General features: G+C 62.3%; 28 protein-coding genes. 10 read left to right on the forward strand and 18 right to left on the reverse strand.

Annotated features, from left to right (window positions below; translation table 11 throughout):
* Positions 1–9 precede the first annotated feature (9 nt).
* Both VJ698_RS17095 and VJ698_RS17100 read right to left on the reverse strand, forming a co-directional pair.
* Complete coding sequence (locus VJ698_RS17095) at positions 10–321, reverse strand: cupin (RefSeq protein ID WP_324103998.1); 312 nt, start codon at positions 319–321, stop codon at positions 10–12.
* A 68-nt stretch (positions 322–389) separates the two neighbouring features.
* Positions 390–746 carry a DUF2917 domain-containing protein gene (locus VJ698_RS17100; protein WP_324103999.1) on the reverse strand — a complete coding sequence of 119 codons (357 nt, stop codon included), beginning with the start codon at positions 744–746 and terminating at the stop codon, positions 390–392.
* A gap of 144 nt (positions 747–890) precedes the next feature.
* Between VJ698_RS17100 and gcvA the strand changes: the two genes are divergently transcribed.
* Positions 891–1,787: a transcriptional regulator GcvA gene (gcvA, locus tag VJ698_RS17105; protein ID WP_324104000.1), complete on the forward strand. Its 897-nt coding sequence runs from the start codon at positions 891–893 to the stop codon at positions 1,785–1,787.
* A gap of 4 nt (positions 1,788–1,791) precedes the next feature.
* On the opposite strand, the gene VJ698_RS17110 is transcribed toward gcvA, so the two are convergent.
* The 10 genes from VJ698_RS17110 to VJ698_RS17155 form a co-directional block, all read right to left on the reverse strand.
* The gene (locus tag VJ698_RS17110) at positions 1,792–2,061 is read right to left on the reverse strand and encodes an HP0495 family protein (protein WP_324104001.1); all 270 of its coding nucleotides are present in this window, start codon (positions 2,059–2,061) and stop codon (positions 1,792–1,794) included.
* Positions 2,062–2,125: 64 nt separating this feature from the next.
* Complete coding sequence (locus VJ698_RS17115) at positions 2,126–2,971, reverse strand: D-amino acid aminotransferase (protein ID WP_324104002.1); 846 nt, start codon at positions 2,969–2,971, stop codon at positions 2,126–2,128.
* A gap of 166 nt (positions 2,972–3,137) precedes the next feature.
* The gene (locus VJ698_RS17120; RefSeq protein ID WP_324104003.1) at positions 3,138–4,283 is read right to left on the reverse strand and encodes a D-alanyl-D-alanine carboxypeptidase family protein; all 1,146 of its coding nucleotides are present in this window, start codon (positions 4,281–4,283) and stop codon (positions 3,138–3,140) included.
* A 99-nt stretch (positions 4,284–4,382) separates the two neighbouring features.
* The gene (locus VJ698_RS17125; RefSeq protein ID WP_324104004.1) at positions 4,383–5,006 is read right to left on the reverse strand and encodes an alpha/beta hydrolase; all 624 of its coding nucleotides are present in this window, start codon (positions 5,004–5,006) and stop codon (positions 4,383–4,385) included.
* 1 nt (position 5,007) lies between these two features.
* Positions 5,008–5,325 (reverse strand): (2Fe-2S) ferredoxin domain-containing protein, encoded by a 318-nt coding sequence (locus VJ698_RS17130; RefSeq protein ID WP_324104005.1) that lies wholly within the window; start codon positions 5,323–5,325, stop codon positions 5,008–5,010.
* A 49-nt stretch (positions 5,326–5,374) separates the two neighbouring features.
* Positions 5,375–6,550 (reverse strand): VanZ family protein, encoded by a 1,176-nt coding sequence (locus VJ698_RS17135; RefSeq protein ID WP_324104006.1) that lies wholly within the window; start codon positions 6,548–6,550, stop codon positions 5,375–5,377.
* Positions 6,551–6,637: 87 nt separating this feature from the next.
* Positions 6,638–7,249 (reverse strand): ABC-type transport auxiliary lipoprotein family protein, encoded by a 612-nt coding sequence (locus VJ698_RS17140; RefSeq protein ID WP_324104007.1) that lies wholly within the window; start codon positions 7,247–7,249, stop codon positions 6,638–6,640.
* A gap of 12 nt (positions 7,250–7,261) precedes the next feature.
* Complete coding sequence (locus tag VJ698_RS17145) at positions 7,262–8,197, reverse strand: MlaD family protein (protein ID WP_324104008.1); 936 nt, start codon at positions 8,195–8,197, stop codon at positions 7,262–7,264.
* Between the two features lie 9 nt (positions 8,198–8,206).
* Positions 8,207–8,974 carry an ABC transporter ATP-binding protein gene (locus VJ698_RS17150; protein WP_324104009.1) on the reverse strand — a complete coding sequence of 256 codons (768 nt, stop codon included), beginning with the start codon at positions 8,972–8,974 and terminating at the stop codon, positions 8,207–8,209.
* A complete protein-coding gene (locus VJ698_RS17155) occupies positions 8,974–10,095 on the reverse strand; it encodes an ABC transporter permease (RefSeq protein ID WP_324104010.1) in 1,122 nt (373 codons plus the stop codon). The genes VJ698_RS17150 and VJ698_RS17155 overlap by 1 nt, the downstream gene beginning before the upstream one ends.
* A 125-nt stretch (positions 10,096–10,220) precedes the next feature.
* Here VJ698_RS17155 and VJ698_RS17160 point away from each other — a divergent pair, with 125 nt between their 5' ends.
* From VJ698_RS17160 to VJ698_RS17170, 3 genes are read left to right on the forward strand one after another with little or no spacing between them, the layout of a single operon-like run.
* Entirely contained in the window at positions 10,221–11,024 is an 804-nt protein-coding gene (locus VJ698_RS17160; protein ID WP_324104011.1) for a biotin--[acetyl-CoA-carboxylase] ligase, read from the forward strand.
* A 4-nt stretch (positions 11,025–11,028) separates the two neighbouring features.
* Positions 11,029–11,796, forward strand: a complete 768-nt coding sequence (locus VJ698_RS17165; protein WP_324104012.1) for a type III pantothenate kinase — start codon at positions 11,029–11,031, stop codon at positions 11,794–11,796.
* Positions 11,797–11,804: 8 nt separating this feature from the next.
* Positions 11,805–12,515 (forward strand): SPOR domain-containing protein, encoded by a 711-nt coding sequence (locus VJ698_RS17170; RefSeq protein WP_324104013.1) that lies wholly within the window; start codon positions 11,805–11,807, stop codon positions 12,513–12,515.
* 29 nt (positions 12,516–12,544) lie between these two features.
* Here VJ698_RS17170 and VJ698_RS17175 read toward each other — a convergent pair whose 3' ends face one another.
* Both VJ698_RS17175 and VJ698_RS17180 read right to left on the reverse strand, forming a co-directional pair.
* Complete coding sequence (locus tag VJ698_RS17175; protein ID WP_324104014.1) at positions 12,545–12,739, reverse strand: zf-HC2 domain-containing protein; 195 nt, start codon at positions 12,737–12,739, stop codon at positions 12,545–12,547.
* Positions 12,740–12,753: 14 nt separating this feature from the next.
* Positions 12,754–13,305, reverse strand: a complete 552-nt coding sequence (locus VJ698_RS17180) for a sigma-70 family RNA polymerase sigma factor (RefSeq protein ID WP_414691183.1) — start codon at positions 13,303–13,305, stop codon at positions 12,754–12,756.
* A 124-nt stretch (positions 13,306–13,429) separates the two neighbouring features.
* On the opposite strand from VJ698_RS17180, the gene argB reads away from it, so the two are divergent.
* On the forward strand, positions 13,430–14,341 hold the full coding sequence (gene argB / locus VJ698_RS17185) for an acetylglutamate kinase (RefSeq protein WP_324104016.1): 912 nt from the start codon (positions 13,430–13,432) through the stop codon (positions 14,339–14,341).
* A gap of 361 nt (positions 14,342–14,702) precedes the next feature.
* Here argB and VJ698_RS17190 read toward each other — a convergent pair whose 3' ends face one another.
* A complete protein-coding gene (locus VJ698_RS17190; protein WP_324104017.1) occupies positions 14,703–15,512 on the reverse strand; it encodes a TraB/GumN family protein in 810 nt (269 codons plus the stop codon).
* A gap of 173 nt (positions 15,513–15,685) precedes the next feature.
* On the opposite strand from VJ698_RS17190, the gene VJ698_RS17195 reads away from it, so the two are divergent.
* The 4 genes from VJ698_RS17195 to pabB all read left to right on the forward strand — a co-directional run bounded on the left by VJ698_RS17195 (position 15,686) and on the right by pabB (position 20,148).
* On the forward strand, positions 15,686–16,408 hold the full coding sequence (locus tag VJ698_RS17195; protein ID WP_324104018.1) for an HAD-IA family hydrolase: 723 nt from the start codon (positions 15,686–15,688) through the stop codon (positions 16,406–16,408).
* A 25-nt stretch (positions 16,409–16,433) separates the two neighbouring features.
* The gene (gene slmA / locus VJ698_RS17200; protein ID WP_324104019.1) at positions 16,434–17,009 is read left to right on the forward strand and encodes a nucleoid occlusion factor SlmA; all 576 of its coding nucleotides are present in this window, start codon (positions 16,434–16,436) and stop codon (positions 17,007–17,009) included.
* Positions 17,010–17,282: 273 nt separating this feature from the next.
* Positions 17,283–18,176 (forward strand): DMT family transporter, encoded by an 894-nt coding sequence (locus tag VJ698_RS17205; protein ID WP_324104020.1) that lies wholly within the window; start codon positions 17,283–17,285, stop codon positions 18,174–18,176.
* 121 nt (positions 18,177–18,297) lie between these two features.
* Complete coding sequence (pabB, locus tag VJ698_RS17210; protein WP_324104021.1) at positions 18,298–20,148, forward strand: aminodeoxychorismate synthase component I; 1,851 nt, start codon at positions 18,298–18,300, stop codon at positions 20,146–20,148.
* Between the two features lie 2 nt (positions 20,149–20,150).
* On the opposite strand, the gene VJ698_RS17215 is transcribed toward pabB, so the two are convergent.
* Entirely contained in the window at positions 20,151–21,347 is a 1,197-nt protein-coding gene (locus VJ698_RS17215) for a YbfB/YjiJ family MFS transporter (protein WP_324104022.1), read from the reverse strand.
* A gap of 4 nt (positions 21,348–21,351) precedes the next feature.
* Complete coding sequence (locus tag VJ698_RS17220) at positions 21,352–22,242, reverse strand: DMT family transporter (RefSeq protein WP_324104023.1); 891 nt, start codon at positions 22,240–22,242, stop codon at positions 21,352–21,354.
* Between the two features lie 189 nt (positions 22,243–22,431).
* Here VJ698_RS17220 and VJ698_RS17225 point away from each other — a divergent pair, with 189 nt between their 5' ends.
* Complete coding sequence (locus VJ698_RS17225) at positions 22,432–22,824, forward strand: hypothetical protein (RefSeq protein WP_324104024.1); 393 nt, start codon at positions 22,432–22,434, stop codon at positions 22,822–22,824.
* Here VJ698_RS17225 and VJ698_RS17230 read toward each other — a convergent pair.
* The gene (locus tag VJ698_RS17230; RefSeq protein WP_324104025.1) at positions 22,811–23,572 is read right to left on the reverse strand and encodes a molybdopterin-synthase adenylyltransferase MoeB; all 762 of its coding nucleotides are present in this window, start codon (positions 23,570–23,572) and stop codon (positions 22,811–22,813) included. The two genes, VJ698_RS17225 and VJ698_RS17230, sit on opposite strands and share 14 nt — an antisense overlap.
* Positions 23,573–23,637: the final 65 nt, after the last annotated feature.

The following is a 23,637-nucleotide window of genomic DNA, read 5'->3' on the forward strand; positions in this document are numbered from 1 at the left end:
AAATGGATCCTAAATGCTGCCTTCCGTTTCGATCACCAGGATGCGCGCCGCGCCGCGTGGATGCGCGACATGTTCGCAGCCGATCCCCGCAAAGAAGATATCGCCGGCCTCCAGTTCTGCGATCTTCTCCTCGCCGTTCTCGCGATAATGCATCTCGACCACGCCGTCGAGCACGGCAAACACTTCCTCGCCGTCATTGACATGCCATTTATAGGGCGCGTCGGTCCAGTGCAGGCGGACGCTGACACCGTTCATGCTGGCGATGTCCAGCGCGCCCCAAGGCTTGCCCGCGACGAAGCTGCGGCTGCGAATGACCTTCAATGTACCCTCCAGTGATCTGTTTCAACGCAGACGCAGGCACGCTTCATCGATGCTCCTCCGATCTGAGCTCAGGCCGACTCACCGCAGTTGCAGGTGCGATGGCGCTTGAGCGAGGCGCTAACGGTGCGACCGGGCGCGAAGCGCGATGCGATGTCTGCCAGCAGCAGCTTCAATGTCTTGATCCACTGGATCGCCGGCGCCCATTCGACGCGACTTTCGTGCTGGTCGGCCTCGACCACGGTGATGCGGCCGGGAATCGTGGTGAGGGTGTCGCCGGCATGCAACCAGTAGTCATGCGAAATGCCTTCGACCGTGATCCAGACGCGGCCCTGCGTCACGCGCAAGGTGTGGGCGCGTCCTGCGACGCCGGAAACGGTCTCACCGGCCGGGATGGTGAGTGCCTGTTTTGTGAATAAGCCTCTCATGATGGTTCACTCCTGAAGCAATGACCAGGCTCGCTTCATCCTGTGGATTCGGGATAATTGCCTGCCATGCAAAGTCATTCTAGTGCTTGCATGGCGCTTGTCTAAACGATATATTTTTGATTCCCTTGTCAATTGCATTCACATATGGCGGACTTCAGGAAACTGCCGAACCTGGCGGCATTGCGGGCCTTCGAGGCGGCCGCGCGGCATGGCAACTTTTCCCGCGCGGCAGAGGAGATTCACGTCACGCATGGCGCGATCAGCCATCAGGTGCGTGCGCTGGAAGAGGAGCTGGGTGTCGCGTTGTTTGCGCGGCATGGCAAGCGGATTGCGATCACGCCGGACGGCGAGCATTTCGCCGCCGTGCTGCGCAAGGCGCTGACGGAGATCGCCGGCGCGGCGGAAGCCTTGCAGGCGAACGCGATGCAGGCGCGCCTCACGGTAACCGCGCTGCCCTCCTTCGCCGCCCGCTGGCTGTCACCACGCCTCGGTCGTTTTATCGAGCAGCATCCGGGCCTGGAGATGATGCTGCAGTCGAGCCACCAGTTGACTGATTTCGTTCGCGAATCGGTCGATCTCGGCATTCGCTTCGGGCGCGGCAATTATCCCGGGCTACTGGTCGAGAAGATCATGGACGATTACTACTACCCGGTTGCCAGCCCGCGTTTCAATCGAGGCAAGCTGCCCCGCTCGCCGCAAAAGCTGGCGCAGCATTCCCTGCTGCGATGCGTGATGGAACCGTGGACGCCTTGGTTCCGTGCGGCAGGCGTGGATTTGCTCGAGCCGACCGGCGGCTTGGTGTTCCAGGATTCATCGATGCTGGTGCGCGCGGCGGCGGAAGGGCATGGCATTGCGCTGGCACGGCATTCGTTGGCCATGATGGATATCGATGCGGGCGAACTGGTACGCCTGTTCGATATCACCATCCAATGCCCCGAGTCGTATTACCTCGTGTGTCCGCCGGAAGCGATGCAGAAGCCGCAGGTGCGGGCGTTCCGCGACTGGCTGTTTGATGAGGTGGGGAAGATGCCGCAGGCCTGAGCGCTTACAGCACGACTTTCACCATCGGATGCGACGACAGCGCGCGATACAGGTTGTCGAGCTGTTCACGGCTGGTGGCGCGCACCGTGATGGTGAGCGACAGGTAGGTGCCCTTGGACGAGGCGCGCATCTCCATCTTGCCTGAGTGGAAGGTCGGGTCGTGCAGTTGGACCACTTCGACCATGGTCTGCGCAAAGGCGTCCTGCATCACGCCCATGACCTTGATGGGGAAGTCGCTCGGATATTCGATGAGTGAATCGGTAGGTTGAGGCATGGCTTGCTCGTTGGATGTATTTCATCCAGATAAGAACGAAATCGCGTATTTCAATGCCATCATTCTAAGCCTTCTTGGCCTCCTGGTAGCCGGCGTAGAGCATGCGGAACACAGGGCCGGGCTTGCCGCTGCCGATCACCTTGTCATCGATACGCACAACCGGCAGCAGTTCGCGGCCGGCAGACGAAATCAACACTTCATCGGCGACCAGCACTTCCTCGCGCGTCAACTTGCGAGCGACGAATGGAATGTTGGCGGCCTGGCACAATTCCTCGATCAATCCATAGCGGATGCCCTCCAGGATCAACGAGTCCTTCGGCGGTGCCATCAATGTGCCGTCCTTCAACACCCACACATTCGACGACGAGCCTTCGGTCAGGAAACCATCACGGAACTGGATGGTTTCCGTCGCGTCATGCTCCACCGCATATTGTGCGGCTAGCACATTGCCGAGCAGGGAGATCGACTTGATATCGCAGCGCAGCCAGCGCTTGTCTTCCATCGTCGCGCACGCGATGCCGTTTTCGCATAATGCGGTGGCGGGCGCCACGAAGGGATTGGTCATGATGAATACGGTCGGCGTCACGCCTTCAGGGAAAGCATGCGCGCGCTTGGCCACGCCGCGCGTCACCTGCATGTAGATCAGCTGGTCATCGGCGGGGTGCGCTGACGCGACCTTGTCGATCAGCTCCATCCATTCTGCCTCGGTATGCGGATTGCGGATGCCGACAGCTTTCAGGCTGCGAAACAGGCGCGCCATGTGCTGCTTCGCGCGGAACAGGCGGCGCGCGTACATCGGGATGACGTCGTACACCCCATCGCCGAAGATGAAGCCGCGATCCAGCACGGGGATCTTTGCTTCGGACAGCGGCGTCATTTCGCCATTGAGATAAACGAGCGGATCAAGCATGACAGGTTCCTGGAATGAGAGCGAACCATTCTTGCACAATCATCGATGGATGATGATGCAAAATCGGTATGGGAAGGAGGAGCTTGAAGGAGGGGGGGCGGCGACGCCAACTGCCGGGAGAATGCCGGGTGGGCAACGCATGCCCACCCGCACAATGCACAAGCTGTTACTTCATCCAGAGACGCATGGAGTCCCAGGCGCGACCGAAGATGGTGGCCTGGTTCACCTGTTCCAGCGACACGACCGGCAGTTCGGTCAATGCCTTGCCATCGACCATCACCTTCATGATGCCGACCTTGCTGTTCTGGTTGACTGGCGCAATCAGCGGGTCCTTGCGTTCCAGCACCGGCTTCATCTTTTCAGCCACGCCCTTGGGCACGGTGACATAGATATCCTTCGTGAAGCCGATTTTCACCTGGCCTTGCGAACCTTTCCAGACTTCCGGCGTGGCGACCGGCTGGTTCTTCGCATACAGCTTCACGGTGTCGAAGTTCTGGAAGCCCCAGTTCAGCAGCTTCTGGCTTTCCTGGCTGCGGACCTGGTCGGAAATCGTGCCGAGCACGACGGCAACCAGGCGGCGGTCACCACTGGCGGTCGGACGGTGTGCGGTCGAGATCAGGCAGTAGCCGGCGCTGGAGGTGTGGCCGGTCTTCAGGCCGTCGACCGTCGGGTCGAGCCAGAGCAGGCGATTGCGGTTCTGCTGCCTGATCTTGTTATAGGTGTATTCCTTGATCGAGTAGATCTTGTAGTCTTCCGGGTGATCGTAGATCACGTGCGTGGCCAGCGTGGCGAGGTCTGTCGCAGTCGTGTAGTTGCCGGGATCGGGCAGGCCGTGTGCGTTGGCGAAGTGGCTCGACTTCATGCCCATGCGTTCTGCTTCACGGTTCATCAGGCTCACGAAGGTATCTTCGGTGCCCGCCGTTGCTTCGGCCAGCGCCACCGCGGCGTCGTTGCCGGACTGGATGATCAGACCGTACAGCAGGTCGTTGATCTTCACCGGGGTGGCCGGGTCGATGAACATCTTCGAGCTGCTCTTGTCGACTTTCCAGGCGCGCACCGAGACGTTCACCATCTGGTTCGGATCAAGCCGCTTTTCCTTGAGGGCGGAGGAGACGACATAGGCAGTCATCAGCTTGGCCAGCGATGCCGGCTCGACGCGCATGTCGGCCTCGTGCGACGCGAGCACCTGTCCGCTGGTGGCATCCAGCAGCAGCCAGGATTTGGCGTCAATGGTCGGAGGGGGAACGGATTGCGCGAACGCGCAGGAAACCGAGAGCACGGTGGCAGCTATTGCCGCGAGAAACTTTTTCATGGACGTAAAGTAGGATAGCCGCCCCGGCGAGGGCGGGTGACAAGAGGAAACAGGCTGCAAATTATAGCCCCGCTTTCGGCACGTCTTTCAAGTGTGCTTTCAGCGGTGCCACATTTCGACCACGAAATTCTTTATATGTTGCAACTTGCGATGAAAAAAATGATCTGCGCCGGGGATCACGATGACGGGCAGGTCTTGCGGTCTTGCCCAATCGAATACATCCGCCAGCGGAATGGTGTCATCGAGTTCACCGTGGATCACGATCGTGTTGGCGGGAACGTGGGGAACGTCCCACTTGCCCGCGGCGGTGCCGACCATCACCAGGCGTTCGGCAGGCGTGCCCTGTTCGGCCAGCCGCTGCTGCAAATGCGCCTGCACGAAGGTGCCGAAGGAAAATCCGGACAGCGCGACCGGCAGGCCGGGATACTGCTCTTGCATGTGTGACAGCAACAGCGCCATGTCATCGGTCTCGCCGCGGCCGGCATCATGCTCGCCTTCCGACTTGCCGACGCCACGGAAATTCATGCGCGCGGCGGCATAACCGATGGCCACGAAAGCGCGTGCCAGCGTCTGCGCCACCTTGTTGTCCATGGTGCCGCCGTAAAGCGGATGAGGATGGGCGACCAGGGCGATGCCGCGAGGTGCATCGTGTGGCAGGTCGAGCGCGCATTCGAGCGCGCCGGCTGCTCCGCGCAGCATGAAGCGTTGTGTACGGGAGTTCATGTCAGATCTTCAGGCGTTCGACCACTTTGCCGCCCACAAGGTGCGAATCGATGATTTCATCGATGTCATGCGTGTCTACATAGGTGTACCAGGTGCCTTCCGGATAGACCACGATCACCGGGCCTTCCTCGCAGCGGTCGAGGCAGCCGGATTTGTTGATGCGGACCTTGCCCTGCCCGCTCAGGCCGAGCTGCTTGATGCGTTTTTTCGCATGTTCCTGCGCGGCGCTGGCCCCCTTGTCGTAACAGCAAGGACGCCCGTCATCGCGCTGGTTGACGCAAAAGAACACGTGGTGTTGATAGTACGGCTTGTCAGACATGTCAGGGTCATTTGTTGTTGCATCGAAGGCGAAATGATACACCCGGGTGCTACTGAGGCGCGGAAGGCGCCTCGGCCTTCTTCGCCCGATGCGCGGGATGCAGCAGGAACCACAATGCGAGGAACGGCCAGAACACGGACAGGAAATGCGCTGCGCCGTTGAAGTTCAGGAATTTCCCCTGCGTCCAGGTCTGGAGCGTAGCGACGAAATACGGATTCGCCGGTACCAGGTTGATGACGATGAAACTGAACGCAAGGCTGGTGACGGCGAGCCGCCGCTGCACCGGCGGTGGCGCATACGCCAGGCCCGTGACCATCATTGCGCCGACAAGCAGCCCGCCCCGGGCGCCGGGAGTCAGCCATGCGAGTACGTTCGCGGGTGCGAACAGGAGCGCATTGGCCATGGATTTCGTGGCAAGCGATGCCACGGCCAGCGCCAGCAGCAACGGTGCTTTTGGTGCGTGCTTGCGCAGTACGCATGACAGCGTGAGCAGCGCGCCGGTGAATCCGCAGGCGGTGATCAGCGTCTCGGCCAGCCAGTATTCCTGTACGTTCAGCTCGACATCGCGCATCAACAGGCCGAGCAGGTCGATCGGCGTTTCCATCCAGTCGGACAGCCATTCCGACAGGATGGGCACGATCTGCCCGTGGCCGAACAGATAACCCTGCGGGTAGATCTGCGCCAGCGGCCACAAGCCGGCGATGATCAGGCCGCGCCCCGCTTCGGGCAGGAACCACTCGCGGCGCAATTGCAGCAGGCGGCTCTGCGTGAGGAAGGTGGGGCTCAGCAGCACGCCCACGACCGCGCCGATGCAGGTGCCCGCGATGTTGGTCAGGAAGTCGAGGTTGGAAGACACGCGGCTCGGCAGGTAAGTCTGTACGGCTTCCATCGAGCCCGACAGCAGCATCCCGCCAAAGACCGCCAGTACTGCCGCCGAGACGCCGCGCACATTGGGATACAAGGCGAACACGATCAGCGTGCCGAGAGGCAGATAGCCGATCACATTGGTGATGACGTCGAAGCCCGTCCAGTAATGCGGCATGGGCGCGAACAGGAAACCCCAGAACGGCAGCCCCATGCTGTGCCAGTTGGCGAACGGATACAGGCTCGCGTATACGATCAGGAAGGTATACATCAGGAGGCCGACGCGCGCGAAGGTCGATACATGCGCGGGCGGCAATGTCTCCGTCGGGGAAGTGTGCGGATTGTCCTCGTTGGGCGGCATGGCTTGTCTGCTGGGTGAACACTGCGCGGCCTCGTGAGCCGCGCCAGCCCTTATTCTCGATACATGCGCCTGCCGTAGCAAGCGAAATTATTTCAGGTTGAGCGTGCCCAGCCACATGATCAGGTCCGAGATCGCCGCGTCGCTCGCTGCTGCCAGCGCCTTTGCGCCGCCGGCGGCATCGGCGCTCGGTGCGGGCGCCTCATGCGACAAGGATTTCTGCGCGACCAGCACCCGCCCCCGATAGACCGCGGCCCGCAGGCCGACGCGTGCCGTGCTGCGGCCGGGCGCTTCGAAATACTGTGTGAAATCGTCGGCCTCGATGCGCAATACCGGGATGTTGATCGCGCCGTCGGAAGCCGGCAGCACGATACCGCCCGCCTGCGCGATGCGCGATTTCAGTTGCTGCACCAGCAGTTGCCCCGGCGGTTCGATCCAGCGTGCATGCGCATACGGCCGAGGCTGCTGGTCGTTCGCGTAGTTCAGGCGGAAATAGAACATCGTGCTATCCAGCCAGGCAGGTACCTGAATGTCGGCGACGCTGAGCGGTGGCAGGGCCGGCAGCGTGCCGCTCTGTTTCGTGTGCAGCGGGCCCAGGTCGTAGAGCGTGGCCGATTCGGTCGGCCTGATCGCGCAGCCTGTCAGCAGCATGGCATGCAGAGCGAACAGCAGTGAAAGCAGCAAGGTTGCAATTTTTTTCATTGGCGTTTTCCTTTACCTGGAAGGCGCGGCAAAGCCAGGCTCGCCCGGTCCAGGCGCGCTCGGCGGCGCACCGAACAGCACACTCTGCGGGCGGTCGTTGAGGGTGTTCAGCGTGCGGTTGAGGGCGCGGATCGAGGAACGCACATCGCTGGCCAGCGGCAGCGTGTCGTGTTCGAGCTTGTCGGCCACCGAGCCGAGCCGGTCGGCGCTGGACGTGAAGGTGTCGATCGGTCCGCCCGGCGTCTGCAGCTTGTTGCTCAAACCGTTCAGGCTGCTGGTGAGCGCACTGGTGTTCTTGGAGAGCGTATCGAGCGAATTGAGCGTTTGCTGCGCCTGTGCCTCCAGCGCCGGCAGCTTGGCGAGCGCCGGCTCCAGGCGGCGCGGGATCGTTTCGATTTCCGTCGCGGCCTTGCTCACGCTGTCGAAGGCCGACATGATGGCTTTCCGGTTCTCCGGATCCAGCATGCTGTTGATGCGCTTCGTGACTTCCTCGGTCTGCTGCAGGATCGCCAGTCCACGGCTTTGCAGCTGGTCGAACAGGCTGGGCCGCATTTCGATGCGTGCGATTTGCTCCTTGCTGCTGTGCACGCGCACCGGCCGGCTGCCATCGTCGTCGAGCTGCACATAGGCGATGCCGGTCACCCCCTGGTAGCCGAGCGTGGCGTAGGTCGATTGCGTGATCGGCGTGTCGGGGCGCACGCTGATGTGCACCAGGATCTGGCCGACTACCTGCGGGTCGAAGGTGATGTCATCCACCTTGCCCACATCCAGGCCGCGATAGCGAACGTCTGCCTGCGGATTGAGACCGGGGATCGAGAGCTTGGTCGCGATCTGGTACGGCACCCATTGGACGCGGTCGCGGTTGAGCCACAGGCCGATCAGCACTGCGGCGATCAACAGCACGATGGTGAACAAACCCGCCACCAGTGCATGCGATTTGTTTTCCATGATGGTGTATCAACTCCTTAAAACGTCCAGCGCGCGCCTGCCGCGCTCGCCGAGGAAAAACTGCTGGATGAACGGATGCGGATTGGCGATGACCTGCTCCGGCGTGCCGGTGGCGATCACATGCTTCTCCGCGAGTACCGCGATCCGCGTCGACAGCGCGAACAGCGTGTCGAGGTCATGCGTGACCATCACCACTGTCAGGTGCAGCTGCTGGTGCAGCGCGCGGATCAGGGCGACGAAACTTTCCGACAGATCCGGATCGAGCCCGGCGGTTGGCTCGTCCAGGAAAAGCAATTCCGGTTCCAGCGCCAGCGCGCGCGCCAGCGCCACCCGCTTGACCATGCCGCCGGACAAGTCGGCCGGCATCTTCAGTGCATCTTTCGGCGAAATGCCGACCATGTCGAGCTTGAGCAGGACCGCATCGCGGATCAGGTCCTCCGGCAGCGCATGCAGTTCCCGCATCGGCTGCGCGACGTTGTCGAAGGCCGTCAGTGCGGAAAACAGTGCGCCGTGCTGGAACAGCATGCCCCAGCGGTTGCGCAGGCTTTGCTGGTGTCCGCCGTCGCTGTGGATGTCTTCGCCGAACACCTCCACGCAGCCGCGCGTGGGTGTCTCCAGGCCCAGCATCTGGCGCAGCAGCGTCGTCTTGCCCGAGCCGGAACCACCGACCAGCGACAGGATCTCACCCTGTCGCACTTCGAGGTTCAGATCCTGGTGGACCACGAACTGGCCGAACTGCGTCCACAGGTTGCGGATCTCGATGACCGGTGCGTCCATCAGTAGAACCCCACGCCTTTGAACAAGATCGCGAACACCGCGTCGGCCAGGATCACGACAGTGATCGCCGTGACCACCGACAGCGTCGTGCCTTGTCCGAGGCTTTCCGTATTCGGCTTCACGCGCAGGCCGAAATGGCAGGCGACCAGCGCCACCAGCGCGCCGAACACCACGCCCTTGCCGAGGCCGATCCAGTAGTTCGGCAGCGGTACTGCAGAAGGCAGTTGCTGCACGAAGTAGGTCATCGACAGGCCAAGCTCGAGTTTCGCCGCGGTCATGCCGCCGAGCAGTCCGATGGCATCGGTCCACACCACCAGCAGCGGCATCGAGATCGCCAGTGCGATCACGCGCGGCATGATGAGCCGGAATCCGTGCGGCATGCCCATCACCAGCATTGCATCGAGTTCCTCCGTCACGCGCATCACGCCGAGCTGCGCGGTGATGGACGAACCGGATCGGCCGGCGACGAGGATCGCGGCCAGCAGCGGCCCGAGTTCGCGCACGATGCTCATGCCGAGGATATTGACCAGATAGACGTCGCCGCCGAAGGTGTGCAATTGCTGCGCCGACAGGTAAGACAGCACGACGCCGATCAGGAATCCCACCAGCGCGGTGATGCCGAGTGCCTGATAGCCGATGTGGAAAATGTTGGAGGAAATTTCCCGCCACGGTCCGCGCAGGGGACGCAGGACAAACTGGCCGAGGTCTATCGTGAGTTGCCCGATCAGCGCGACGAAGGCTTTCAGGTGATCCGCGAAGGTATAGGTCATGGCGGTGACGGCTTGAATCGAGAACCAGCGCCTCCCGGGCGGTTCCGGCAGCTGCAGTACGCTGGCCTGTTCGACGCGCCGGAAAATGTCTTCATGGATCGGCTGCAACGCAAGCTGTTGTGGGCGCGACCTGCCCCATGCATTCCAGAAAAGTTGCGCGCCGATATGATCCAGGCCGGTGATCTGCGTCAGGTCCCAGGCAGCGCCGCCGGGCAGGCTGTGGAACCTGCTCTGCAATTCCGCCATGACGCCCGCCTGCGCGAGCGAATGCACTTGCCAATTGCCGCGCGCCGAAACGCTGGCGGGCGTCCCTTTGTTGACCGTGAGGACGGGTGCTTGTTGAATTGGCATGGCAAGAGTTTAAGGGAGAAAGTGCCTGCCGTCATCCGCAGGGCTGCCGCGTGCATTTGGCCCGTTGGACGGAGGGCGGATGCGGCGCAATTTCTTTGCTGCAGGCATCCCGTTACAATGCGCATATGAATCTGCCTTCCATTCTCTCATCCGAACGCATTTCCGCGCTGTGCCGCCCCGCCGCACAGGCGGTGACGGTCAAGGTGGTCGACGAAACCGGCTCCACCAATGCCGATCTGTTGGCCGCCGTGCCGACACTCACCACGCCCATGCTGCTGGTGGCGCGGCAACAGACTGCCGGGCGGGGCCGCGCCGGCCGCAGCTGGCTGTCCGAAGCCGGCAAGTCGCTGACCTTTTCGCTCGCGTGGAGGTTCAACTTGCCGGTGCACTCCCTTGTCGGCTTGCCGCTGGCCGTCGGCGTGGCCATTGCGGAAGCGTTCTCGATGTTTCAGGTGTCGGTCCGCCTGAAGTGGCCGAACGATGTGCTGTACCAGGGAAAGAAGCTCGCGGGTGTGCTCATCGAATCCGCTTCCGCCGGCCATGTTCCGCATGAGGCGAGCTGGGCCGTGATCGGCATCGGCATCAATATGTCCGTCAATGAGCAGATGGCCGCGCAGATCGGTCGCCCGGTGGCGAGCATTCCCTGGCTGGTTGATCTGGATCAGGATATGCTGATGGCGACGCTGCTCAATACCCTGAGCGATGCGCTGCTGCAGTTCGAGCACGAAGGACTGGATGCATTCACGCAGCGCTGGAACGCCTTGCATGCCTACACCGGCCAGCCGGTCGTGATCCTCGACCATGGGCAGACGCTGCATGAGGGGACTGCGGTCGGCGTCGACCGCATCGGGCGCTTCCTGCTGGATACTGCGCAGGGGCGCGTCGCCGTCATGGCAGGCGATGTTTCGTTGCGAGCAAAGGAGTATTGAACGCATGTTGTTGTTGATCGATGCCGGCAATACCCGGGTGAAATGGGCGCTGGTGCCCAATAGCGCGCGCGGCGCGGATGTGCTTGGACGCTGGACGGAGTCCGGCATGGTCGAGCATGCGCAGCTCAGGCAGCTGAGCTGCGCATGGCGCGCGCGGAAGATCGTACGCGTGCTGATTTCGAATGTCGCCGGCCAGGCCATGCGCGATGCGCTCGAGCAGACCATGCTTGGCGCGCTCGGCATGCATCCGGTGCCGGTCGAATGGTTCGCCTCGGCGGCGGTCATGGCGGGCGTGCGCAACAACTACCGCAATCCGCAGCAACTGGGCTGCGACCGCTTCGCATCGGCCATCGGCGCGCACGCCCTGTACCCGGCGCGGCCCCTGATCGTGGCCACCTGCGGCACTGCCACGACGGTGGATGCGATTACTGCAGAAGGCGTTTTCCTTGGGGGCATGATCCTGCCGGGGCTCGGGCTGATGGCCAGCTCGCTGGCGAAGAACACCGCGCAATTGCCGCAGGTGGCGCAGGACCTCGACATCGCCGAGCCGTTTGCCGACCATACCGACGCGGCCATCGTCAGCGGCTGCCTCGCCGCGCAAGCCGGCGCCATCGAGCGCGCAGTCGGTGCGCATGAGCGGCGCCACGGATCGCTGCAGTGCATCCTTTCGGGAGGTGCAGCCGCGCTGATTGCGCCACACCTCGCTGTGCCCCATGTGCAGGTCGACAACCTCGTGCTGATCGGACTGCACGCAGTCGCGATGCAACAGTGAGCCGCTCCATGCTGAAATTTTTCTTCTGGATCCTGTTGCTGGCGAACGCGGGCCTGTTCGCCTACCAGCAAGGCTATTTCGATGCGCTGATGCCGAGTGGGCGAGAACCGGCCCGCGTCAGCCAGCAACTGAATGTCGACAAGATACGGCTGGTGCCGGCGGCAGAGGCGAAACGCCTTGCCACACCACCAGCGCCGGCAGCCGCGCCCGAACCCGACACGACGCCTGTCTCCGCCGTGGAGAAAAAGGTGGAACCGCTGGCGTGTGCCGAGATCGGAAACTTCAATCCTGAGGAAGCCAAACGCTTCAGTGCACAGCTGGCGGAACTGTCATTGGGCGAGCGGCTGACGCGGCAGCCGGTACAGGAGGTGGCGTCGCACATGGTCTACATTCCGCCGCAGGCAGACAAGGATGCCGCGGAAAAGAAGGCAGACGAACTGCGCCGCCTGGGCATTGACGATTTCTTCATCATCCAGGACAACTCCAGCATGCGCTGGGCCATTTCGCTGGGTGTCTTCAAGCAGGAAGAGGCTGCCCGCGCCCATCTCGCAAGCCTGAACCAGAAGGGCGTGCGCAGCGCCCGGATCGGCGAGCGCACGGTCACCACCAACCTGGTGTCTTTCCGGGTGCGGGATATGAATGCGGCAACGAAGACTGCCGTGGAAAAGATCAGCGCCAGCTTCTCCAGGCAGGAGATGCGCAACTGCAAGCCCGCCTGACGGTCAATCGTTATCGTCAATCGCTGTCGTCAATCCTGATCGGCAGGAGGAAGCAGCTCGCGCATGGCGCGCCGGACGAGCTGCATCTGCGCGGTGAAGTTCTGGCAAGCGGTGCATACCAGCAAGTGCATGCGTACGCGCATGCGTTCCACCAGCGAGAGCTGACGGTCCATGCCTTCCGAGGTGAGGCGATGTACTTCCTTGCAAGTGGGTTTGAGTGACATGACGGGATTTTTCCTCAGGCGCGCTTGCCAAACCAGTTCAGGTCAAGGCATTCGCGCAGTTGCACCCGTGCACGGTACAGCATGACCCATGCATTAGACGTGGAGATGCTCAATTCCTTACAGATTTCCTCGGTTTCCAGTCCCAGCCATTCCCGCATCATGAAGATGCGCGCGGTCTTTGCCGGCAGGCGTTCGAGGCAGATCTCCAGCACCCGGAAGAAATCCTTCTGTTCCAGCGTGGCGTCGGGGTCGCCCCATTGCCGCGGCATGTCGACCGTATGGCCGTCGGGCTTGAACAGGGCATCGATCACTTCTGCGTCCGACTGGTCGGCGTCGGTTTCGATGGGCACTTCGCGCCTCGAAGTTCGCAAGACGTCGATGATTTTGTGCTTGAGGATGCCTGTCACGTAGGTGCGCAGCGAGGATGCACCGGCGAATCGTTCAGGCTTCTCCAGGACTGCGATCAGCGTGTCCTGCACCACGTCTTCCGCCAGGCTGTCGTTGCGAAGCTGTAATGCCGCAAAGCGCACCAAAGCGGGGCGCATACTTTCGAGATCGCGATGCAGGCTGGAAGTCACGGGAGGAGGGCGATTGTCAATTGAGCAAAAGCCTAGCGGATCGGCTGGGGAAACACAAGAAAGCCCCGCGCTTTCCCTGTAAAATCGCGAAAACCTTTTTTCAGGACCAGCCATGACCGAGTTAACTGATTCCAATACCGACCTGAGCGGGGTCTCGCCACAAATCAAGGCGGAAATTCTCGCCCAAGCCTTGCCGTACATTCGCAAATTCCACGGCAAAACCATCGTCGTCAAATACGGCGGCAATGCGATGACCGAAGAGCGACTGAAGCACGGTTTCGCGCGCGATGTCATCCTGCTCAAGCTGGTCGGCATGAATCCGGTCGTCGTGCACGGCGGCGGTCCGCAGATTGACAACGCGTTGAAGAAGATCGGCAAGCAGGGCACCTTCGTGCAGGGCATGCGCATCACCGACGAGGAAACCATGGAAGTGGTGGAGTGGGTGCTGGGCGGCGAAGTCCAGCAGGACATCGTGATGCTGATCAATCACTACGGTGGACAGGCGGTCGGCCTGACCGGCAAGGACGGCGGTCTGATTCGTGCACGCAAGATGCAGATGCCGGACAAGGAAAATCCGGGCAAATTCCTCGACATCGGCTTCGTCGGCGAGATCGACGCCATCAACCCGGCCGTCGTGAAGGCACTGCAGGACGACGCCTTCATTCCCATCATTTCCCCGATCGGTTTCGGCGAAGATGGCCAGGCGTACAACATCAATGCCGATCTCGTGGCAGGCAAGATCGCGGAAATCCTGAAAGCCGAGAAGCTGATCCTGATGACCAACATCCCCGGCGTGATGGACAAGAAGGGTAACCTGCTTACGGACCTGTCGGCGCGCGAGATCGATGAGATGTTTGCGGACGGGACGATTTCGGGCGGCATGCTGCCGAAGATTTCGTCGGCGCTGGATGCGGCGAAGTCGGGGGTGAATACGGTGCACATCATCGACGGGCGGATTGAGCATTCGCTGTTGCTGGAGGTGCTGACGGAGCAGGCGTTCGGGACGATGATCCGGTCGCACTGATTGTTTGTGGGTGTTGTCATTCCCGCGTGCGCAGGAATCGAGTGTCGTTTGTAGCGGCGCTCTTCGGTGATGCGATGCGTTGGCCTCTCCGTGGAGGCTAGCCGGGACTGGCCCCGGCGGGCCACCTCCTTTTTTGCGTCGCCAAAAAAGGAGGCAAAAAAGGCGACCGCGGTGAGCTGCCCCTTCGGGGTTCCCGAAAAGATGAAGGGTAAAGCGGGAAGCAAAATAACTCGCCCTCGCTTTGCTCGGAGCTCAAACAGATTTCGCTTCTTTTTCCGCTTTACCCTTCATCTTTTCGGCAGCTCACAGCGGAAAAGGCGACAGCCTTTATGTACGGCGTTGGCCCGTCTGGTTTACTTTTCTAGTACAACTTCTCCACCTCATACCCCCGCTCGCGCAGCAGGTTCGGTAGCCCCCTCTCACCCACCAGATGCAACAGACCGACGCCGACGAAGCTCGTCTTGTCGTTTCTTAGCAAGGCCTCGATCTTGTTCGCCATTTCTGGATTGCGCTTGTCCAGGAGGACGCTGCGCGTGAATTCCGCTGTTGCCGTTTTTTCCTTCGGCAGTTCGCGCACGATGTCGTCCAGCGCCTTGCTGTCTGCCTTGGCCCAGGCGTCGATCAGCGCCTGCGAGCGTTTCATCGCCTCGCCGTCGCCGAGCTCGGCGAGGTTCTCGCGCAGGTACTGTTCCTGCGTGGCGTCCGGCATGCTGTCGAACAGCGCCATCTGCAATTCCGCGGATTCCAGCTCCTGCACAGTCTTGGACTGCTTGCTGGCGAAGGAGAGCAGGAACATTTCGATACCGTCGCTACGCCGGTAGCCGTTGCGTTCGAGGTCGAGGCCGATCAGCAGGTTGGCGACGATCCATGGTTTCATGTGCCGGATGTTCTCAAACGGGATGTCGAATTGTCGGAGAGTGTTTCGCAATTGCGCCAGATTGGCAGACGAGAGGTGGTGTTCGATCGTATCGTCGCCCATATAGAGACCATGTTTTTTCAGGGCGGCCTGGAAGGGCGCGTCGTCACGCACGTCGAGTTCGAGCACGAGCTTGCCGGCGCTCTCCAGCGCACGGGTGACTTGCGGTTCGAGGGGGAAGAAGCCTGGCCGGCCGACATGGATCGTGCCGAACAGATAAGCAGTGTTGCCGTGATGCCGAATCCGGTACAGCATGCCGCGATGCGGAGGGCTTCCGGCTTGTGCTGTCGCCGCGGCTGCTGCATTATTCTCTGCATGGGAAAGCGGAAGTAAAAGGCCGAACAACACGCTTAGCAAAAAAACAATCCCGCTTCTCATGATTCTCCCTGACAGCCTCTGCGTTCGAGGCCTTGAAACGACTCTATCAGATGCCCAAGCCGATTTGGTTGTTCGATCTCGACAACACCTTGCACAACGCGTCGCATGCGATTTTCCCGACCATCAATGCGAACATGAATGCTTTCATGGCGAAGGTGCTGGGCGACGGCGAAACACCGGCTGATCCGGATACAGTGAACGCCGCGCGGCTCGCGTACTGGAAGCGTTACGGCGCAACCCTGATCGGCATGATCAGGCACCACGATGTGCGCATGGAGGACTTCCTGCGCGAGGCGCATCAGTTCGACAACCTGGCCGGCATGATCCGCGCCGAGCGCGGCCTCGCGCGTCTGCTCAAGCGTCTGCCGGGGCGCAAGATCCTGCTGACCAATGGTCCGCGCCGCTATTCGCACGAGGTGATGCGCCACCTCGGGCTGCACCGGCATTTCGCGAAGCACATCGCGATCGAATCGATGATCGTGCATCGGCAATTGCGGCCGAAACCGTCGAAACTCCTGCTGCGCAAGCTGATCGCGCAGGAGCATGCGGTGCCGCGCCGCTGCGTGCTGGTCGAAGATACGGCCGATACGCTGAAAGCGGCGAAATCGCTGGGCATGCGTACCGCATGGGTGACGCAATACCTCGCCACCAATCCGAATCTGCGCCATGCTGCGGCCAACCTGCCGCAGCCGGCATTCACAAAGCGCCCCTTTTACGTCGATGTCAAAGTAAAATCAGTAACGAAACTGCCTGCGATGCTTCATCGGCTATAACGGATTGCTTACATCTACTACTATCATGGCAACTACCAAACCGGGCGAACGCAAGCTGCAAATCCTACAGACCCTGGCAGGAATGCTGGAGCAGCCAAAGGGAGAAAAGATCACCACGGCGGCACTCGCGGCAAAGCTGGACGTGTCCGAAGCGGCGCTGTACCGGCACTTTGCCAGCAAGGCGCAGATGTTCGAAGGACTGATCGAATTCATCGAATCCACCGTCTTCGGACTGATCAACCAGATCAGCGAGCAGCAGGAAAACGGGCTGTCGCAGGTGCAGGCGATCATCGGCATGCTCCTTAATTTCGCGGAACGCAATCCGGGCATGACGCGTGTGCTGATCGGCGACGCGCTCGTGAACGAAGACGAACGCCTGCAGGTGCGCATGAACCAGTTCATCGAGCGCGTCGAGATGGCGATTCGGCAGTCGCTGCGTATCGCCGCCACGCAAGGGCAGGCGCGCGAAGAGGAAGTCGCCGCACGCGCCAACCTGATCACCAGCGTGGTGGTCGGGCGCTGGCACCGTTTTGCCAAGAGCGGCTTCAAGCAGAACCCGGCGGAGAACGCACAGGCGCAGATCGCGATGCTGCTGCACTGACCGCACACATTGCACAAGCCGTCACGGCGCTGCACCTGAAGGATGGCGGCGAAACATCGACGTTTTTTTGCTGCTCGATCCGAATTTGCTCTGTTTCTTCCCGCGAATGCCGCATGTCGGTATGGCCGGGCATTTCACAATTTCCCGTTTGTTCGGTACGGCCCACCCGCGAACTGTCATCCCGGCTGCGGCGCAGGTATAACGCTTGCCGCCCGCTGCGGCGAGCGTGAAACCTCAGTACACTCTCAGTCTTTGCGATTCCGCCACCCGCACATGACTTCCAACAAGAGCTTCCCTGCATTTGCCTTTGCCGCGCTGCTAGCCGGCGGCATGGCGATCGGCTTCGCCGGTATCCTGATGCGCCTGTCGGATGTCAATCCGCTCGCGTCGGCATTCTGGCGCATGGCGCTGGCCGCGCCCTTCCTGTGGGCATGGGCATTCGCCGTGCGAGCCCAGGATGAGGCAGCAAGAAAACGCACCGACTTCACGCGCGCTCTGGCGCTGGCCGGCATCTACTTCGCCGGCGACATGGGCATCTGGCACCTCTCATTGCACTACACCACGGTGGCCAACGCGACCTTGCTGTCGAACTTCGCGCCGATCTTCATCGCGCTCTGGATGTGGGTGGCGCATCGCGCGCGCTTCTCGCGCATCTTCGTGGTCGGTATGGCTTTCGCGCTGATCGGCGCGGTTATGCTGGTGGGGACGAATGCATCCGGCACAACGCAGGTAGCGGGCGGCCACAAGCTGCTGGGCGATGCGCTGGGGCTGTCGAGCGCGGTGTTCTATGCCGCCTACCAGCTGGTCATCAAGGATGCGCGCAGCCAGTATTCGACCGCGCGACTGATGGCATGGAGCACCACGATCACCGGCCTCGCGCTGCTGCCGTTCGCGCTGACCTCGCCGGGGAATTTCTGGCCCGCGCAGGCCGCCGGCTGGTTGCCGCTTCTGGCGCTGGCGCTGGTGGCGCAGATCGGCGGGCAGACCGTGATTGCCTACGCGTTCGCGCATTTGCCGGCATCGCTGTCATCCGTGAGCCTGTTGATCCAGCCGCTGACCGCAGCGATCGCGGCCTGGATCATTTTTCAGGAAGCGATCGGTCCGCTCCAGATGGCGGGCGGCGTCTTGCTGCTGTGGGGCATTTACCTCTCGAAACGCGGCAGCTAGCGGAGGCAGCTAAAGAATGCTTTGCCAGTCGATGTCAGTCGTTGTCTTACAATACGAGCTGGCGACGGCTGCCTGACTAGGGCGAGCTGCCGCAACCTCCTTCACACAGCCTGATACCGCCTTGGATCTCCCATCCCGCACCACTGCCGACTGCTTTGCCCTGCTCGACGATTGCGACGCCAGCGACGCCGATCCGCGCTCGCGCCTGTACACCGGTGTTGCGGCCAGCCTGCGATGTCATAGTGCTGCCGAACTGCCGGCCGTACTGAGGGAGATGGAAGACGCGCTGCGGCTGGGCAAGCATGCGGTCGGATTGTTTTCCTACGAGCTGGGTGCGGAAATGCAGGGCATCATGCCGCGCGATCCGGTGCCGGCGCTGGCGCAAGTGCTGCTGTTCGATCACTGCGAGCGGATGTCTGCGGCGCAGGTTGAAACGTGGCTGGAAGCCTCCATGCCAGCGTCACAGCACGCGGGAATCAGCCGCATCACGCCCACGATCAGCGAACAGGAATTCGCCACGGCCATCGATCGCATCCATGCCTGGATCGAAGCCGGCGACACCTACCAGACCAACTACACCTTCCGGCTGCGCTTCGATGCCTACGGAACGCCGCAAGGGCTGTATCGTCGCCTGCGCCAGCGCCAGCCTGTGCCCTATGGCGCACTGATCATGCTGCCGGAAGGCGAGGCGGTGTTATCGTTGTCGCCCGAACTGTTCATGCGGCACGAGCAGGGGATCATCACCGCGCGTCCGATGAAAGGCACGGCGCCCGCCACCGGCGACGCGCAGCAGGATGCACATCGCGCGGCATCGCTCGCCGCCGATCCGAAGAACCGCGCCGAAAATCTGATGATCGTCGACCTGCTGCGCAACGACCTGGGGCGCGTTGCACGCTTCGGTTCGGTGCGCGTGCCGAAGCTGTTCAGCGTCGATCGCTACACCAGCGTATTGCAGATGACCTCCACCGTGCAGGCAGATGTGCGTGAAGATGTCGGCCTGGCCGAGGTGTTCGGCGCACTGTATCCCTGCGGATCGATCACGGGCGCGCCCAAGCGCCGCACAATGCAGATCATCCGCGAGCTCGAACCCGATGCGCGCGGCATCTACACTGGCGCGATCGGCTGGTTCGACGCAGCGCATGCAGGCCGCCGCCTCGGCGATTTCTGCCTCTCGGTACCGATCCGCACGCTGGCCCTGCAGGCGCCGCAAGGCGGGGTGCGCAAGGGCGAAATGGGCGTCGGCGCGGGCATCGTGCATGACAGCGTCGCAACGGACGAATTCGCCGAATGCAGCCTGAAGGCGCGCTTCCTCACCGGCCTGCCGCAGGAGTTCGAACTGTTCGAGACGATGCGCGCGACGCATGCTGAAGGCTGCCGGCATGTCGATTTGCACCTGAATCGACTCGGATCATCAGCTGCGTACTTCGGCTTTGCATTCGACGAGCAGGCGATCCGTGCGCGCGTTCGCCAGTCATGCGATACGCTGCCAGCGGAAGGTGCGCATCGCATGCGCCTGGCACTGAAGCAGGACGGCAGCATCAGCATACAGACCGCTCCCATGGCATCGCTCGCGACGCCGGTGAAGGTCTTGCTCGCGCCCGACGCGACACAGTCGGATGAACTGTTCCTGCGCCACAAATCCTCCGTGCGGGAACGCTACGACGCCGCATGGCGCACGGCTGAATCGCTGGGCGCATTCGACATGCTCTTCTTCAACGAGCGCGGCGAACTGACCGAAGGCGGGCGCAGCAACGTGTTCGTCAAGGTCGACGGCAACTGGTTCACGCCCCCGCTGGATGCGGGCTTGCTGCCCGGCGTGATGCGCTCGCGCCTGCTTGCCGATCCCGCGTGGCATGCCGCAGAGCGCAGCCTGACGCGCAGCGATCTGCGTAGGGCCGAGGAAATCGTGGTGTGCAATGCCTTGCGCGGCGCGTTGGCCGCGCAGATCGTGTGGGACGACGCTGCCGGCTGAACTCAGCCGTGCGACAGGGCGCGTTGCCGCGTGGCCAGCAGGGCGCCAACGAACAAGGCCATCGCGGAAAACACCAGCCCGCGATGCAGGCCGCCTGCCGTGTCGGAGATCCATCCGACGACCGTCGGGCCGGCGATCTGCCCGAAGGCGAACACCGTAGTGAATCCGCTGATGCCCGCCGACCACGCTTCCGACGGCAAGTTATGGCGCACCAGCGCGGTGGTGGACGCAACCACCGACAGAAACACGCCGCCGAACAGCACGCCCGAAGCAAACACCGCAAGCGGCGCTGAACTCAGTACCGGCAATATCGTCGCCACGCCAAGCAGCGCATTCAGGATCGCCAGCGACTGTCCGCCCTTGAAATGATCCAGCATGCGCGCCCAGACGCGCGAGGAAGCCACCACCGCCAGCCCGAGCAGCGCATAGAAAGCCGTGATCGCCGGTGCCTGCATGCCTTGCTCCTTCAGCAGCGCGATCACGAAGGTCATGTAGCCGATATAGCCGACGCCGAACATGAAGTAGCCCGCCAGCCCGAAGGCGAAGGAGCGGATCCTGAAATGGCTGTGGCTGCCGCTGGCTGTCGTCTTGCCTTCGATATGGTGCGCCGGCCCCGCCATCAGCGCCGTCAGCACCAGGCAGATCGCGCCGAGCGCCAGCCATGCCCATTGCCACGCATGCGCAACTCCCCGCGTGGACGCCATGCCCAGGATCGCGGGCACCATCAGCGCCGACAGACTGATGCCGAATCCCGTACCGCCGTAATACAGGCCGATCAGGAAGCCGGCGCGTCCCGCATGCAGGCCCGCCAGCCGTGCGGCCAGTACGCCGCCCGCGATGAAGATGAAGGCGCTGGCGATGCCCGCCAGGACGCGCTGCAGCAACAGCATGTCGGCATTCGTGACGAAGCCCGACAGTGCCATGAACACGCTCGCCAGCAGCGCGCCGCCGATCAGGGCTGTCTGCGCGCTGAAGCGCCGCATCAGCATCGGGGTCATCAGCGCGCCGATGAAGTAGCCCAACGCGTTGGCGGTATTCATCGCCCCGGCAAGAAGATAGGACCAGCCCAGGTCGGCGCGCATCGGCGGCAGTAGCAGCGCGTAGGAAAAGCGCGTGAGGCCGAGCGAGATGGCCGCGCCCATCGACAGGGCCAGGGCAGTCAGCAAGGGATGATGGATGGCGAAATCGTGTTTGCACATGCAGTCAGTGCTCCGGGGTGGCCGAATCATGGCGCGACGCTGACAGGACCATGCCCATGGATGCCAGCACGATCAGTCCCCCGACCAGCGTCGACGATCCGACCGCTTCATGCAGGAAAATGAATCCCCACAGCATGCTGAACAGCGGGATCAGGAAGGACACGCTCATTGCCCGCGTCGGCCCGACACGGACGATCAATGGAATGAACAGCGCCTGCGCTACGCCGGACGACAGCAGGGCAATGGCGACGATACAGCCGAACGCCGGCAGCGAAGGCATGGCCGCCGGCAGGACGAAGGGTATGCCCGGGGCCATGATCAACCCGCCCAGTGCGAGGGAACCGGTTGCCATGGCGATCGGATGGATGCCGCCCGGGCGCCCGGTTTTCTTCACGATGATGCTCGACAGCGCGTAGCAGGCGGCCGCCGCCAGGCAGGCGCCGATTGCCAGCAGGGTAGCGGCAGTGATTGGCAGGCTGCCGGCGCCGACCAGGATCGCGACACCGGCGATGCCGAGCAGCAGGCCGAGCAGCTTGAGGATGGTGAGGCGTTCCTCCAGCCAGAGGACGGAGAAAGCGGCGCCGAACAGCGGCGCGGTGGCATTGAGTACCGCTGAGTGCGCGGCGGGCAGATACAGGGCGGCGAAGGAGAAACAGGAAAACGGCAGCACGCCCGCGGTCAGGCCGACCAGCACATAGGGTTTCAGGTTCTTGCGCCAGTCCATTGGCACGTCGGTCAGCGTGGCGAATGCCATCAGGGCGAGGCCGGCCAGCGAGGTGCGCAGCGCAGCGGTCAGGACGGGGCCGAATTCCGGTGCCGCAACCCGCAGGAAGATGAAAGAGCCTCCCCAGATGGCAGCGAGGAAAACCAGCTTGGCGAGATCGGCTGCGGGCATGAGTGGCGGCGCTGATTGCAGGGAGGAAATGAAAACGGCCGATCGATTGTAGCACCCGGATTTCTCCCCTGCTGACGGCCGTCTTGGATCAAAGGCTGGTGGCGCAAAGAGTCCGTCGCTGTAAGCCGCTTGATACAGGCCAAAGAGCGCGGCAGGAAAACGCCAATAATCTTGGCAGGGGAGATCACCATGTTCAGAGAATCCAGGGGCGCCATCTTGCAGGCAGGGTTGGTTGCAGTCCTTGCGAGCGCCGCCGCGTTGGCGCTGACGAGTTGCGGAAGCGATGATGCGCGCATGGCGACGGCAGCAGGACGCTTCCTGCTCGCGCCGTCGACGCAGGCGCTGAATGCAAGTGCCGCCTTCGACGATGATCCTGTCGGCCCGACGGAATCCTTGCCCGCGGTGTCGCGCCACTTCGCGATTTACCGCCTGTCCCGCCCGGTCTTCGATGCTTCCGGCAACACGTCCGGCCCAAGCGGCGGCAGCGATGCGCCGATGGAAAAATTCGCTTCATCCGATCGCGACGGTATCGTTGATACCATCGCCGCCTGCTCGATGCGCGCCATGCTCATGCAGGAGTAGATGCCTGCCCGCAGACGGAGCAGGCCGGGGTGCGCGCGATGCTGATACTGGTCCACTCCATGCGGCGGGCATCGAGCAGCAGGAGGCGGCCCGCCAGTGATTCACCGACATCGGCCACCAGCTTCAGGGCTTCCGCCGCCTGCATCGCACCAATGATGCCGACCAGCGGCGCGAATACGCCCATCGTCGAGCACAACACTTCCTCGAACTGCTGTTCCGGCGGGAACAGGCAGGCATAGCAGGGCGCATCTTCCTTGCGGGTATCGTAGACCGAGATCTGACCGTCGAAACGGATCGCTGCGCCCGACACCAGCGGCACCTTGTGCGTTACGCAGGCGAGGTTGACTGCATGTCGGGTCGTGAAATTGTCGCTGCAGTCGAGCACGACGGTGGCCTCGCGCACCAGTTCGGAAAGGCGTTCGCCTTCGACGCGCTCGGCCAGCGCGACCACCTCGACTTCAGGGTTGATCTGTGCCAGTGTCTGCTTGCCGGATTGCGCCTTCGGTTGCCCGACGCGCTCCGTCGTGTGCAGGATCTGGCGCTGCAGATTGGTGAGATCGACATTGTCGTTGTCGACCAGCGTGATCTTGCCGATGCCGGCTGAAGCCAGGTAGTACGCGGCAGGTGAGCCGAGGCCGCCGGCGCCGATGATCAGCGCATGGGCTGCCAGCAGTTTTTCCTGCCCCTCGATACCGATCTCTTCCAGCAGGATATGACGGGAATAGCGGAGAAGTTGATTGTCGTTCATGAAGTGGGCCTGCTTGCCCGGCCGGAAGGCGCCGGGCGAAATTGTCGTGCATTCCATTCTAAAGC

Source organism: Noviherbaspirillum sp., from assembly GCF_035254685.1.
In the GTDB taxonomy this organism is placed as follows: domain Bacteria; phylum Pseudomonadota; class Gammaproteobacteria; order Burkholderiales; family Burkholderiaceae_D; genus Noviherbaspirillum.